At 60.4% G+C, this 14,017-nt stretch carries 10 protein-coding genes; all 10 read right to left on the bottom strand.

Features of this window, described 5'->3' with window-relative positions; translation table 11 throughout:
• Window positions 1-100 precede the first annotated feature (100 nt).
• The gene (gene upp, locus AOBCEHNH_RS00650) at window positions 101-748 is read right to left on the bottom strand and encodes a uracil phosphoribosyltransferase (protein WP_006723591.1); all 648 of its coding nucleotides are present in this window, start codon (window positions 746-748) and stop codon (window positions 101-103) included.
• Between the two features lie 27 nt (window positions 749-775).
• Window positions 776-1,213, bottom strand: coding sequence for a ribose 5-phosphate isomerase B (gene rpiB / locus AOBCEHNH_RS00645; protein ID WP_152062793.1), 438 nt, complete (start codon window positions 1,211-1,213; stop codon window positions 776-778).
• A 190-nt stretch (window positions 1,214-1,403) separates the two neighbouring features.
• The gene (gene glpK, locus AOBCEHNH_RS00640; protein WP_118272243.1) at window positions 1,404-2,942 is read right to left on the bottom strand and encodes a glycerol kinase GlpK; all 1,539 of its coding nucleotides are present in this window, start codon (window positions 2,940-2,942) and stop codon (window positions 1,404-1,406) included.
• Window positions 2,943-3,184: 242 nt separating this feature from the next.
• The gene (locus tag AOBCEHNH_RS00635; protein ID WP_152062781.1) at window positions 3,185-8,467 is read right to left on the bottom strand and encodes a glycoside hydrolase family 2 TIM barrel-domain containing protein; all 5,283 of its coding nucleotides are present in this window, start codon (window positions 8,465-8,467) and stop codon (window positions 3,185-3,187) included.
• 226 nt (window positions 8,468-8,693) lie between these two features.
• Window positions 8,694-9,338 (bottom strand): L-threonylcarbamoyladenylate synthase, encoded by a 645-nt coding sequence (locus AOBCEHNH_RS00630; protein ID WP_152062780.1) that lies wholly within the window; start codon window positions 9,336-9,338, stop codon window positions 8,694-8,696.
• A 14-nt stretch (window positions 9,339-9,352) separates the two neighbouring features.
• A complete protein-coding gene (locus tag AOBCEHNH_RS00625) occupies window positions 9,353-10,570 on the bottom strand; it encodes a MalY/PatB family protein (RefSeq protein WP_152062779.1) in 1,218 nt (405 codons plus the stop codon).
• A 24-nt stretch (window positions 10,571-10,594) separates the two neighbouring features.
• On the bottom strand, window positions 10,595-10,903 hold the full coding sequence (locus tag AOBCEHNH_RS00620; protein WP_006723585.1) for a HigA family addiction module antitoxin: 309 nt from the start codon (window positions 10,901-10,903) through the stop codon (window positions 10,595-10,597).
• Window positions 10,904-10,915: 12 nt separating this feature from the next.
• On the bottom strand, window positions 10,916-11,146 hold the full coding sequence (locus AOBCEHNH_RS00615) for a type II toxin-antitoxin system RelE/ParE family toxin (RefSeq protein WP_233418382.1): 231 nt from the start codon (window positions 11,144-11,146) through the stop codon (window positions 10,916-10,918).
• Window positions 11,147-11,252: 106 nt separating this feature from the next.
• The gene (locus AOBCEHNH_RS00610; protein WP_152062777.1) at window positions 11,253-12,422 is read right to left on the bottom strand and encodes a N5-glutamine methyltransferase family protein; all 1,170 of its coding nucleotides are present in this window, start codon (window positions 12,420-12,422) and stop codon (window positions 11,253-11,255) included.
• 228 nt (window positions 12,423-12,650) lie between these two features.
• Window positions 12,651-13,718, bottom strand: coding sequence for a peptide chain release factor 1 (gene prfA / locus AOBCEHNH_RS00605; RefSeq protein WP_152062776.1), 1,068 nt, complete (start codon window positions 13,716-13,718; stop codon window positions 12,651-12,653).
• Window positions 13,719-14,017: the final 299 nt, after the last annotated feature.

Genomic DNA, 14,017 nt, shown 5'->3' with positions numbered 1-14,017 from the left:
TTAACGGCAATATTCTATCGCCTCAACGGCAAGTTCTTGCCGTTTTGCGCCACCAATCGACACGGCGTGCGCTACGGGTGCGCGCCGCTTGAGAGAAACGCTATAGAGTGCCAAAAATACGGTCGCCAGCATCGCCCAGTCCAGGGACAATATATGCAGCATCGTTCAGCTTCTCATCAATGGAGCAGGTATACAAGCGGACATCGGGGTCGTGTCCGAGAACGGTCGCGATTCCCTCGGGAGCAGCAACCAGGACAAGCAAGCGGATGTCCTTCACACCCTGCGCGCGCAGGTAATCGATGGCGGCGGTTGCAGAGCCACCGGTGGCGAGCATGGGATCGACAACCAGGCAGATGCGCTGGTCGGCGTCGGAAGGCAGCTTCGCATAATACTCGTGCGGCTCGTGCGTGACCTCGTCGCGGTACATGCCCACATGGCCGACGCGCGCCGCCGGGATGAGCTCGAGCAGGCCGTCGACCATACCGAGGCCCGCGCGCAGAATGGGCACGATAGCAACCTTGCGGCCGGCGATGCGCTTGCCGGTGGTCTCGCAGATGGGGGTAGTCACAGGCGCGTCCTCGAGCGGGAAATCGCGGGTCGCCTCATAACCCTCGAACAGGGCCAGCTCTTTGACGAGCTCTCGGAACTGCTTGGAGCCGGTGTTCTCATCACGCATGATGGTCAGCTTGTGCTGGACGAGCGGATGGTCGACGAGGGTCACCCGGCTGCGATCGAAATCGACGGACATACTGTACTCCTTAAATTAGACGAAGAGTTAGTCGAGGGCCATGATCTTGGCGACGCGCGCCTCGTGGCGGCCACCCTCAAATTCGGTGGTAAGGAAGGTCTTGACGATTTCCTTGTTGACCTCGAGGTCGACGAAACGGCCGGACAGGCACACCACGTTGCCGTTGTTGTGCTGGCGGAAGAGCTCCGCAAACGGAACGGGCGTAATGGAGGAGGCGCGCACGCCAGCGACCTTGTCGGCAGCGACCGCCATACCGATACCCGTGCCGCACACGAGAACACCGCGATCGGCCTCGCCGGCAGAGACGGCCTTAGCCACGGGAACGGCATAGTCGGGGTAATCGACAGAAGCGTCGGTGTCGGGGCCCATGTCGGTGACATCGAAGCCCAGTTCATCGGCGATATAGGCCGCCAGAGCCTGCTTCTGCTCAAATCCACCGTGGTCGGAGGCGATGGCGATGCGCATGTGCACGTCCTTTCTCTTATACATATGATCAGCCCGCTTGGTCGCGCGAACCTATTCCACTCTAGCAGGTTGGGACGGCGCTCGCGCCGTCGCGAGGGACGTTTACGAAACCGGCCCTGCATCCGGTCGACAGGGATGCAGGGCCGGTTCAACACAGAGAAGTCGGCCTGATGGCCACTGGGGATGCACCCTAGCGCGAGCGCGCGCGATCGACAGCGCTATGCCAGCCGGAGAGGTTGCGAGCCACCTCGCCTTCGGCCATCTGGGGCTCGAAGCGTCGGCCGGGCACGCGGTTCTGCTCGAGCTCCTCGAGGTCCTCCCAGTACCCGACCGCAAGCCCGGCGAGATAGGCCGCACCGAGAGCCGTGGTCTCCACGTTTTCCGTCTGCTCAACGGGAATGCGCAGCAAGTCGGCCTGAAACTGCATGATAAAGTCGTTGCGCGAGGCGCCGCCGTCAACCGAAAGAATCTCCAGTTGGACACCGGCATCGAGCTGCATGGCGTGCAGAACATCGAAACTCTGATACGCCATGGACTCGCAGGCAGCACGTACAATCGTCGCACGGTCTGCCGCGCCGGTGAGCCCGCAGATGAGACCGCGCGCGTCGGGGTCCCACCATGGGGCGCCCAAGCCGCTGAAAGCCGGCACGAGATAGCACCCGCCGTTGTCTTCCAGGCTCTTACATAGATCGGCTGCCTCCTTGGTGCTTGAAAGCAGGCCGAGCTTGTCGCGAAGCCACTGAATGGTGGCCCCGGCGTGGAAAATCGAACCCTCGAGCGCGTAGGAAATCTTGCCATCCAAGGCGATGCCGATAGTGGAAACGAGACCCCTCTCGGACTTAACACAGGTGTCGCCGGTGTTCATGAGCATGAAGCAGCCCGTGCCGTAGGTGTTCTTCGTGCATCCGGGCCTGAAGCAGCAGTGACCGAACAGCGAGGCCTGCTGGTCGCCCGCAACGCCGGTGATCGAGGGGCCGTACGTCATAATCTCGTTGGAAACGCTGCCGTAATCGTCGGAACTCCACTTGACCTCCGGCAGCATCGAACGCGGAACGTCGAGCAGCTCGAGCAACTCGTCGTCCCACTCGAGCGTGTGGATGTTGAACAGCATCGTGCGGCTCGCGTTGGTGTAGTCGGTGGCGTGTACCATGCCGCCCGTCAGGTTGTAGATGAGCCAAGTGTCGATGGTTCCGAACATGAGCTCGCCGGCATCGGCCGCCGCGCGGGCGCCGTCCACGTTGTCGAGGATCCATTTGATCTTGGTTCCCGAGAAATACGGATCGGGCATGAGGCCGGTCTTGTCGCGGATGATGTCGGACATGCCGTCCGCGATGAGGGCATCCGTGATCTCGGACGTGCGGCGGCACTGCCACACAATGGCGTTGTGCACGGGCAAACCGGAATCGCGGTCCCACACCACGGTGGTCTCGCGCTGGTTGGTGATGCCGATGGCGGCGATGCGGTCGGAATGGATGCCGCTCTTGAATTGAACCTCCATCATGACCGCGATTTGGGAGGCCAGGATCTCCATGGGATCCTGCTCGACCCAGCCCGGACGCGGATAGAAGGTTTTAATACGGCGTGAGGCCTGCGCGACGATGCAATCGTATTCATCGACGATGACGGCTCGGACCGAAGTGGTGCCCGAGTCGAGCGCCATGACATACCGCCCACCCGTGGGGTTGTATGCCACATCCACCTTACTGAGATCTTTGAGAGTAACCGTCATCGGGGACCTTTCCTTACGTATGCCCCCGCCGTCGATACGGTCGGAGGCGCACAGAGCCGCCCTAGCATTGTTTCACGCGCAAGCCCATCCCGCGCCGACGGACAGTTACCTACCCGCCAGACGGGATAACTGGTCGGTGTATGAACAGTTTTCTCGGGCAAAAGGTATGTGTCCCCCTCACAACGAAAAAGCGGTCCTCGTTGCTTAAACGAGGACCGCCTGAGGCCGTTTGATGCGAGCGCTTACGCGCGGCGGCGTTTGACAATGGCGGCACCGACCGCGACGGTGGCGATGCCGGCAACACCCACGAACGCAACGGGCATCAGAGAATCGTCGCCCGTGGTGGGAAGGCCATCACCCGGCTTGTCGGCGGAACCGCCAGTCGCGCCGGATCCGGCACCGTCCTGGTTTCCACCATCGATGCCAGTGTCACTCCCGTTTCCATTGCCCGCATTGCCATCGCCACCCTCGGGAACAACGGGCGGCCTGGGGCCGGGATCTGGCTGTGCGGCATTCTTCACCGTAACGGTGAAGAATGCGGTTCGACCGCCGTATGTGACAGCAACATCGACCGTGCCCTCCCGCTCAAAGGCGGCACCCGGCGCGGGATCGAAGACAAAGTCGCCCTTGGTGGCCTCACCATAAGCGACCCGCTCGATATCGCCGTTGCTAAAAGACAGTTCAAGCTCCGTGCCCATGGGGTCGAAGGACTCGCCCACAGCGTAGATGAGCTTGGCTGGCTGCTGCTTCATCGCAATACCCGTGAGCTTGCGGAGATTGACCTCGATGGTGAAGTCGTGCTCGATTATGCCGGAGTATTCGCCAATTCCCTCGACAACCACCTTCGCGGCGCCCGCGGCAGCGTTGTTCTGGAACGTCAGCAAGTAATCCACACCATAGACAAGCATCCTGTCGCCGTCGACGATGCGCTCGTCGAACCGGTCGGCAAGCACCGGGTGATCCGTGTCGACGCGGTCGACCTTGACGACACTCGGCAGCTCGGCCTTCAAACTGGCAATATCCTTCGTCGGAGCAGCCGTGCGCAAGCGGATTTCCGCCGCGGACATAAACGAAAGCGGCAGCCTGTTGGTAACGGACTTCTCGGCCTTAAATCGGAACTGGGTGGCCGTCACGGGCTTGTCGAATTGCGCAATCTGCCAAGAGCGGTCATTCGTGTTCCAGTTGCCGTCGGCGCACTTGGCCCAATCTTCGCCGTCACCGTTGCGATACCAGATGGAATACGTCTCGACCAGGCCATTGCTGCTGCCGTCGCCCTTGTCCTGGCGGGGCAGGTACCTCACAGCCTCGACGGTCGCAGCGTCCGCGAGCCTCATATCAACGTAGAGCTGGTCCTGTGCGGCGCCGGCCCACACAGAGTGGTAAAGCGTGTCGCTATTCTTATCGAATGCGAACTTGATCGGCCCCTGCTGGCCGCTCTCAACCTGCTCACTGGAAGCCTTTGGCGTGATCTTCGTCACATCGTAATCGCGAACGTCGTCATCCGCCGCCAAATCGGGCGAACTGCTCGCAGCTCCGAGGCTGATGACGAACTCGCCCGTCGCGGCGTGATCCTCAGACTCGAGCAGAATCTTAACCTTGCTATCGTGCGCCGGAAGCACGGTCACCGCGGCGTTGTCCTTGCCGGTAGCGGCCACCTCGGCCACGACGGCACGTGTGTCATAGCTACCGGAAGCAATCACGTTGGCAGGAACGCCCTTGCCATTGACGCTCAAGCTCTCAAGTGCAGCCTCAGAGCCAACCGGATAGGAAGTGGTGGCCTTCATAAGCTCGACCTCGGTGATCATCGTGCAAGGCTTGCTGGTGCCCGTGTCGGTCGCCGAAGAGTTCACGATGTTCATTCGTACGAAGACCGCGGGCACTGGCTCAAAGTCGTAGGTATACAGCTTGACGTCGGTGCTTGACTCGTTCTGGGCTATCGTCTCGCGGGCCTCGATCCTTCTCCAGGAGTTATCGGCCCCCGTTTCAGAGACCTCGAACGTGATGGTGCCCGGATCGGGATAACGACCGGAGCCGAGATCCTTGCCAAAGTAGACCTTAATCTGCCCGAGCATCTGCTGGGTTGCATAGTTGAACGTCAGCGCAGAGGTGCGATTGCCCTCCTGAGCCCACTTCCAGTTCGACCAGCAGCTCTGATTCCTGCCTCCGCCGTTATTCGCATCCTTCGTGGTCGATCCATTGCGAATCGCCTCAAGGGTGTCGGAGGTCATGTCCTCGGGCTCAGCCGGGATGTCCTGGGTAAGCCTCATGGCATCGGGGGCGATATTGGCACCCAGGGCAACTTCGCCTTTCTGTACGCGAACAAGCGCAGTCACCGGCATATCCTTGCCAAACACGCTGGCAGAACCTTTAACGGTCACGGCGCCCACCTGGGCGAAGGCATCCGGAGCCGGCTGCTCCCACGCAATCGGGAAGTTGACGTTCATGACCGTGCCATCAGGCATGACGGCCGGGCGAGAGGCCGGCAGGACGGGCTCACCCTTAATCGGAATGGTCGTCGAATAGTTCCGCAACGCGGCGACCTCGTCGATGATTGTCACAATCGAACTGATCTCGGCGCCGGCAACCGTGCCCTTCACCGTAAACGTGCCCGGCTTGGCAAGCTGGCCCTCACCGATCTGACTCCAAACAACCTGCTGTTGAGAGCGTGTGCCGTCCGCATAACGCACCTCAACCTGCTTCGGAAGTATGACGGGAGCCCCTTTCTTCACGTACTGATAACGAGAGTAGAACAGAGCCTCAACCCGTCTCTGGTCGGCGGGCTGGTCGGCGACCTTCTCGACGGGGATCTCGACCGTCGCGGGCTCAAGGCCCTCGGCACTCACGGTCACCTTAACCGAACCGGCGTTTTTCGCCGCACGTACAATGCCGACAAGCTGGCCGGCATGGGCGGCGCGATCACCGTCGCGGAAAGACTGGTGATCCGCCTGAACGCCATTGTCGAGACCCGCAAGAACGCCGGAGCCTTCCACCTTGAAGGTCACCCGATTCTTGGCAGTCGGGACAATGACACCATTGGCATCCTCGACATTCACCGTGAGGTACGCGAGGTCTGATCCATTCGCCTCCATCTTTTCGCGGTTGACGCTCGCCGTAAGTCTGGCGGCGCTGCCCGCAGTCTTCACACTCTTGCGGCCCGCCCACTTCTCAGTGGAGATCTCCCTGTCCGCTTCGTCAAATGCCTTGGCGGTGATGGTGCCGTCGGCATACGGGACATTCCACGTCAGATACAGGTCCTCATGAGTGGGGGTCTTCTGACCATTTTCTCCCTTGTAGACGCGGTAAGTGTAACCACCATTCTCTGAGGTGACCTGAGTGAGCTTCTTTTTGCCCAGGGACTGAGGGCTGCCGCCCGCTGCGGGCGTGAAGAACAACTCGACCTCGGGAGCGTCGGTGTAAACAACAACCTCAACCTCTTTGTTGCCGCCAGACATCATGACCGCGTCCCTATTCCATGCAGGCAGAATGTGCAGCGTGTTGAGGGAATCGTTCCACTGGCTCTGGTAGAAGTAATACGTGTCCTTGGGCAGACCGGCGGTATCGATAATGCCAAAGTAGGAATTCTTCGGCGATGGCCAAGACCCCTGAGCCCCAGGGTTGGTGCCATTGGAAGGCGTGGGCTCACCAAGATAGTCAAAGCCGGTCCAAACGTACTCACCAGCTAGAAAATCGTTGTTGATGGTGTCGAACCATGCCCGAGAAGCGCGGTGCCCCCAAGACACGGCAGACTTGTCATACGACGTCAGCAGCTTATTGCTGTCGAGGGAATTGTTGTTCTTGTTGGTATACACTCCACGGCTATTCGTCGCAGAGGCAGTCTCGGATCCGTAGAGCTTCCAATCCGGATGTTCCCGATGAACATCCTTGTAACGATTGGCGTCCATATAGTTGAATCCCACTATGCCGTCGACCTCCGCAAGACCGGCGGGATTGAGGTCCGTCTTGCCATCCTTCATCTTGTTGTCGCCGGTCGTCACGGGACGCGTGGCATCGACCGCCTTCGCCCAGCCAATCAGATTCTTCTGCACCTGCTGGAAATTGCCGATCCCGCTCGTTCCCTCGGTCATCTCGTTGCCAAGAGACCACATAATCACAGACGGCGCATTTATATCACGCATCATCGATTGCTCGAGGTCGAATTGGGCCCACTTCTTGGTGGCCTCACTGCCAATCAACTCGCTCTTGCCCATCTCCTGATTGAAGAAACGAGCATAATCGTTGCGGTTGTCGTTTTTGGGCGCAGTCCATCCATCGAACATCTCAAGCACGAGCAACATGCCCTGCTCGTCGCAAATCTCGGTCAGCTCGCGGGAGTGCGGATTGTGCGTGGCGCGAATGGAATTGCAGCCCATCTCCTTGAGAATCTTAACCTGGCGCTCAATGGCGTCGCGAGTGTTCACAGAACCGAGGGCGCCCTGATCGTGGTGCATGCAAACACCCTTGAGCTTCATGTTCTGCCCGTTAAGCGAGAAACCCGTGTCTGCGTCGAAGCTGAAGAATCGGTATCCGAAGTCGACGTCGTACGTATCAACGACCTTGCCGTTCTGCTTAATCTCGGTGCGCACGGTGTAGAGCGTGGGCGCATCCACGGTCCAAAGGGTCGGATTCGCCGCCAGGGCATCCTGCTCGACCGTCGCGCTCTTGCCAGCAGCAATGGTGGTGACAACGCTCTCCACATGGGCGATCTGCTGATCGAGGGTGCCGCCGCGAGGGAACACGGTCTGCGCAACCGTGACGGAGGCGGCCTCGACGCCCTTGTTGGTAAGAACGGTCTTCAGGTGCGTCTTCACGTTGGTCTTGTCGGCGGCGAGCTCCGGGGTAGTCACAACCACACCGTCGCGCTCGACATGCACAGGATCGGTCACCACAAGGTCCACGTCACGACCGATGCCGGAACCGGAATACCAGCGGCTCGAAGGCGTCTGATGGTTGACCTTGACGGCAATGGTGTTGAGCTCTCCGAACCTTAGGTACTCGGTAATGTCATAGGAGAACGGCGAGTAGCCATACGGGTGATTGCCCAGGCGATGCCCGTTGATCCACACCGTGGAGTCCATGTACACGCCGTCAAAGTCGATGCGGACACTCTTGCCCTTGAGGGACTCATCGACCTTGAAGTTCTTACGATACCATCCGATACCGCCGAGCTTATAGCCGCTCTCGGCCTCCCCTGCCGTGGTGTACTCCTGGTCGATGCTGTAGTCATGTGGCAGGTCGACGTTCTTCCACGCGGAATCGTCGAATTGCTCGCCGTCGGCTCCGCTTGCGTCACCGAGGTAGAACTTCCAGTTCTCATTGAAGTTCTGCACGCGTAGAGCGGGATTGTCCACGGTGCTGATGTAGACGAGCTCGGGTTCGGAACTCATCTGCGTCGAAGACTGCGAACGCACCTCGGGCACAATTTCGGCCCAAGTCTGTGTGAGGGGTGCGGTCGCGATGAGCGCACCCGCGGCGATGGCGCAAATGAGGTGACTTGGCTTACGCCGTTGAATCAGGCGTTCCTTCATTGATGGCCCCTTTTTTTCTGCAGGGCCGATTATTGTCAGCGCAGCCCCACAGATACCGACATTCGTGGTCGTATTTTCACACCGGGAACCATCTCTACCTGTTAATCACCCGCAAACGATGGGCAATTGCCGCTAAACGGTATTTATGCAGGTCAAAGTCACTGCTTTGGTATTCATATTCTGCTACCAATTTAGTGGGTTAAGCATTTAACCTCCGCACTCGGAATTACGCCAAGACCGCCCGTATCTCATCCGCCAATAAGACGCCCTGACGCAGGATCTGAAGCTCCCCGTCTCGCACGGCCACAATGGTCGAGGCATCTCGGCACGGGGTCTCCCCCGCGTCGATGGCAACGTCAACACCAGCCAGAATGCGCGGTTCAACCTCATCAAATGAAATCGGCGCCGGCTTGCCATGCGTGTTCGCCGAGGTCACCGCCAGCGGCGATCCGCAGCGCGCGATAAGCTCTTGGACAACCGGCGACGCAGAGGCACGCAGGGCGACCGTCCCATCCGCAGCCCGCATGAACGACGGCACGTCGTCCGCTGCCGGGACCACGAGCGTGAGGGCACCCGGCCAGAGCTTTTCCGACAAAGCACATATCGAATGAGGCACGTCCTTGCCGTAGCGCTCGAGGGCAGCCGGACCGTCGACCAGCCACGGCACCGTCTGGGTGAGCTCGCGCTGTTTGAGGGTGAATATGCGCCCATAGCCCGTATCGGGCCCGGGGGTCTCCAGATTCGCCGCGAAAGCGGATATGGCCACCCCCACCCCGTAGACCGTCTCGGTCGGAACGAGCGCAAGGCCTCCCGCCGTCAGGCAGTCGGCGGCAGGTCCGAGATTGTCGTGGGCCTTAATCACATTCGCCATAACGAGCTTCTCCCCTATCTCACAAATACGTAAGCGGCCAGGCGCTCCAGTGCCTCGCGTAGGCGCGCAGTCGGCAACGCTAGGTTGATGCGAATCGTCTCGTCTCCGCCAAACGGGCGCCCGTCTTGCCACAGCACACCGACCTCGACGCCGGAGCGCAGCAGCTCGTCGATATCCATGCCATGAGCGGCGCACCAACCGTCGCAATCCAAGAAGAGCATGTACGTCCCCTGCGGTCGCGCAAAATCGACACCAGCGATCCCCTCAAAGAACTCCGAGGCAATCCGTGCGTTGCGACCAAGAACTTCTCGCAGCTCGTCGACCCAGGCAGCGCCTTCGTCGCTGTATGCACCCAAAAGCGCATGCATGGAGAGCACGTTTTGCATGTTGTAATGCGACAAACTCGCCTGCTTGGCCAAGCGAGCCTGAAGCCACGGATTGTAGACAACGCGATAGCTACCGATGAGTCCCGCGAGGTTGAACGTCTTGCTCGGGGCGTACAGCGCGACGGTCCGCATCCGCGCGTCGTCGCTCACGCTCTGCGTGGGGATGTGGACACTGCCTCCCAAAACGATATCCGACCATATCTCATCTGAAATAACGTAGACATCGTACTTTCGGAACAGGCCCATCGCCCGCTCGAGCTCCCAGCGTTCCCACACGCGCCCTGTCGGGTTATGAGGCGAGCACAGAATGGCCGCGTGGACCTCCCTCGTTGTGAGCTTGCGCTCCATGTCCTCGTAATCCATGCGCCACACGCCCTCGGCGTCGCGCTGTAGCCAACTCGTCACCAGGTCATACCCCGCATTTTTAAGCGTGTTGGTGAATCCGGTATACGTCGGGGCATGAACAAGCACCTTGTCCCCACGCGAGCACACCACGGCAAGGGCATTGGCAACACCGCCGAGCACCCCATTTTCATAGCCGATATTCTCGGGCTTCAACCCCACGACCCCGTTGCGACGCTCATGCCACCAGGCGATGCGATCGTAATACTCCTGCGGATACTCGAAATATCCGAAGCACGGATGCTCGAGCCGCTCTCGCATGGCGCGCAGCACCGAAGGAGCGGTGGCGAATCCCATATCGGCCACCCACATGGGGATGACGTCAAACCCTTCGCGCACAACGGCGTCGACAGGGCCCAAAGAGCCGCCGGAAATCGCTCCGGCTGCATCCGCGGCAATCGAATCGTGTCCCATGCGATCGATAACGTCCGTGAAATTGAACATTCAGCCTTGCCCCCAGAGTTCCACTCAGGCCGTTACGGCCATTTCGCCATATGGCACGATCTTGTCTAGCTCCGGGCCCAATTCCCGTCGCGCCACATCGGTGTCATAGGCAACCTGAGCGCGCATCCAGTAGCCATCGGTCAATCCAAAATAGCGGCAGAGCCTCAGGTCGGTATCGGCCGTTATCCTGCGTCGTCCAAGCACAATTTGACCTATACGCTGTGCGGGAATACCCGTTTCTTTCGCCAGCCGGTACTGCGAAAGCCCCAGTGGCTCAAGAAACTCCTCCTTCAGCAACTCACCTGGAGTAACCGGACGCATCTCCCCAGCCATTGCCCCTCCATATCAGTGGTAATCGACGATCTCCACATCCTGAGGCCCCATCGGAGTCCATGAAAAGCAAATTCTAAACTGTTCGTTAATCCGAATACTATATTGCCCTTCACGGTCCCCACTTAAGGCCTCAAGATGATTGCCAGGAGGAATACGCAGGTCATTGAGGTTTCCAGCGATTTCCAATTGGCGCAACTTACGGAGCGCCTGCCTCTCAAACGCGCGGTATCGGGGAATCCGCATACCGCGCGAGAGCCTCTCGGCGTCTTTATCTCTGTAAGATACAATCATAGTAACGCCATTCGTTATTAACGTCAAACGATACTAATTGCGCCATGTCGCTCCGCGCCTATCCCACCAAGGCAAGGACGATCCGCGGGCGGCCGGTGAAATCCTCGACGATGCGGACATCATGCATGCCGGCAGAGCGACACAGATCGGCGGCTGCGTCCAGGTGACCCTCGTAAAGCTCGCACGCGAGCAGGCCACCCGGGCGAAGCATATGCGGGGCGGCGTTGACGAGCCTGCGGAAGATATCGAGACCGTCTGCGCCTCCATCCAGCGCCAGCGCCGGCTCAAAGTCGGCAACCTCGTGCGGCAGCGACTCCATGACGGCGGAAGGAATATAGGGGGGATTGGAGACCAACACGTCAAACGTTCCCCACTCGGTCTCACGATTGAGTGGTGACACGAGATTGCCCAAACGCACATCAACGTCGGCGGGCGAAATGCCCAGCGCATCGCGGTTGCGGATGCTCAGATCGACTGCACGGGGCTCAATGTCGATTGCGACGCACTGAGCACGCCCCGAGCGCTCAGACGCAATGGAAAGCGAGATGCAACCCGTACCGCACCCAACCTCGAGAACGCGCGCGCATCGAATCTGACCCGACTCCCCATCCTGAGCAGGAGCACCCTCGGAAAACTCGCCCTCTTCGACAGGTGCGGCACCCAATACGTCCGCATCCCCTTCGGCGCCATCAGCCGTCTCAATGGTCCCCTCGCCGTCCTCAAGCGTGACAAAATCATCGTCACGCAGTTGTCGCTCGACGACGGGCGCCTCATCCTTTTCCTTTGCCGCGGCGATCTCGGCCTGCAGGGCAGCCTCGACCTCGGCGTTCCAGGGCAGCTCAACACGCCCGCGCGCGGCTGCGGGAGCGGCTCCGATGACCTCTCGGTCGAGATAGGCCAAGACCTCTTCAACCAACAGCTCGGTCTCGGGCCGTGGGATGAGCACGCCGGGCTCGCACATCACATCGATCGTGCGGAAGCTCGTCTCACCGATGATGTACTGCAGCGGCTCGCCCTTCGCGCGGCGCACAACGGCCGTGTGCATTGCGGCAAGCTCCTCGCTCGACATCGGTTTGTCAAAGTTCACGTATATCTCAGTGCGCGAGAGCCCGGTCACACCCGACAGCAGCCATTCGGCGGATAGACGCGGACGCTCGTCGCCCCGGTCCTTCAGGTAGTCGCGCGTCCAATCCAGGCATCGCCTGATGGTCCACGTCTCGTTCGCCATAGCGGCCTCCGTCCCTCGTATTGCATAGCCGCGATTCTACGGCACGGCCGACATCCGCCCCGTCGAGAACACCGAATTACAGCATTTCCCGTCCAAAAACAGTCCGTCTGCCCAAAACCTGACTGCTTGAAAAACGGGCCGCCGCCCCGAAGGACGACGGCCCGAACAGGCACGTTTGCAGCTGGGGCATCATACCGCGCGGCTCTTGCCCAACAGCCGAGAACCCGCTTACACGGCCTCGGCGAGCTTGGCGGCGCGGTCGGCGGCCGCCAGGGCGTCGATGACGTCGGACAGCTGATCGCCCAGCAGCACGCCGTTGTAGGTGGAGTTGAAGCCGATGCGGTGGTCGGTCACACGATCCTGCGGCAGGTTGTAGGTGCGGATCTTCTCGGAACGGTTGCCGTGGCCGATCTGGGCAGAGCGCTCGGCACCGAGCTCGGCCTGCTGCTTCTCGAGCTCCATCTCGTACAGGCGGGCACGCAGCATCTGCATGCAGACCTCGCGGTTCTGGATCTGAGAACGCTGCTCCTGAGACTGAACCACGGTGTTCGTGGGCAGGTGGGTGATGCGCACGGCGGAGTAGGTAGTGTTGACGCACTGACCGCCGGGGCCGGAGGCGCAGTAGGTGTCGACGCGCAGGTCGGCCTGGTTGATCTGAATATCGATCTCATCGGCCTCGGGCAGCACGGCCACCGTCGCGGTAGACGTCTGGATGCGACCCTGGGACTCGGTCTTGGGGACGCGCTGCACGCGGTGCACGCCGGACTCGTACTTCATGACGGAGTAGACCTTGTCGCCCTCGACCTTGAACTCGATGGACTTGAAGCCGCCGGCCTCAGAGGGGCTGGAGTCGAGCACCGTCATCTTCCACTTCTTGGACTCGATGAAGCGCTGGTACATCTTGAAGAGGTCGCCCGCGAAGATAGCCGCCTCGTCGCCGCCCGCCGCGGAACGGATCTCGACGATGGTGTCCTTCTCATCCATCGGGTCGCCCGGGATGAGCATGATCTTGATATCTTCCTCGAGCTGGGGCAGCTTTGCCTCGTTCTCGGAGATCTCCATCTGGAGCATCTCCTTCTCGTCGGCGTCGGCGGCGTCGTGCAGCATCTCCTTGGCGACATCGATATCGTCGAGGGCACCCAGGTACTCGCGAGCGGCCTTCACCAGGTCGGTCTGGTGGGCGTACTCCTTGTTGAGGCGGGTGAATTCCTTGATATCGCTGGCGACGGCGGGGTCGGAGAGCTTCTTCTCGAGCTCCTCGAAAGCGATGATGATCTTCTCAAGCTTGTCGCGCATGGTTGCTCCTTATGCGTTGGCTGTTGGCGAAATGTGAAAGAGGGCCTGCCGGCGAAGCGGCGGGCACGGCGTCAAACGTAGCTAGAGCTTATCGAGCGCGATGTGCATGGTTCCTCCCGTAGTTTCCAGATAGGCATCATACCCCGCAACGCCCTACCACGCCAACGTACCTGCAAAACTCCCATAGGCTCGGCAGATGACCGGTGCGACGGCTACCCCGCGCATCCGACGCGACAGCCACCCAGCACGGTCGGCGCCGGGCATGAAAAGGGCCGCACCTCAAGGAGAGGTGCGGCCCG

Source organism: Collinsella intestinalis (assembly GCF_902501455.1).
GTDB lineage: Bacteria > Actinomycetota > Coriobacteriia > Coriobacteriales > Coriobacteriaceae > Collinsella > Collinsella intestinalis.
The sequence above is the reverse complement of the archived record's forward strand: the minus strand, read 5'-3'. Positions and strand labels throughout refer to the sequence as shown.

Bases quoted from the DNA above. Each gene is read 5' to 3' on its own strand.
- upp (WP_006723591.1), bottom strand. From the start codon at position 748: ATGTCCGTCGATTTCGATCGCAGCCGGGTGACCCTCGTCGACCATCCG.
- rpiB (WP_152062793.1), bottom strand. From the start codon at position 1,213: ATGCGCATCGCCATCGCCTCCGACCACGGTGGATTTGAGCAGAAGCAG.
- glpK (WP_118272243.1), bottom strand. From the start codon at position 2,942: ATGACGGTTACTCTCAAAGATCTCAGTAAGGTGGATGTGGCATACAAC.
- AOBCEHNH_RS00635 (WP_152062781.1), bottom strand. From the start codon at position 8,467: ATGAAGGAACGCCTGATTCAACGGCGTAAGCCAAGTCACCTCATTTGC.
- AOBCEHNH_RS00630 (WP_152062780.1), bottom strand. From the start codon at position 9,338: ATGGCGAATGTGATTAAGGCCCACGACAATCTCGGACCTGCCGCCGAC.
- AOBCEHNH_RS00625 (WP_152062779.1), bottom strand. From the start codon at position 10,570: ATGTTCAATTTCACGGACGTTATCGATCGCATGGGACACGATTCGATT.
- AOBCEHNH_RS00620 (WP_006723585.1), bottom strand. From the start codon at position 10,903: ATGGCTGGGGAGATGCGTCCGGTTACTCCAGGTGAGTTGCTGAAGGAG.
- AOBCEHNH_RS00615 (WP_233418382.1), bottom strand. From the start codon at position 11,146: ATGCGGATTCCCCGATACCGCGCGTTTGAGAGGCAGGCGCTCCGTAAG.
- AOBCEHNH_RS00610 (WP_152062777.1), bottom strand. From the start codon at position 12,422: ATGGCGAACGAGACGTGGACCATCAGGCGATGCCTGGATTGGACGCGC.
- prfA (WP_152062776.1), bottom strand. From the start codon at position 13,718: ATGCGCGACAAGCTTGAGAAGATCATCATCGCTTTCGAGGAGCTCGAG.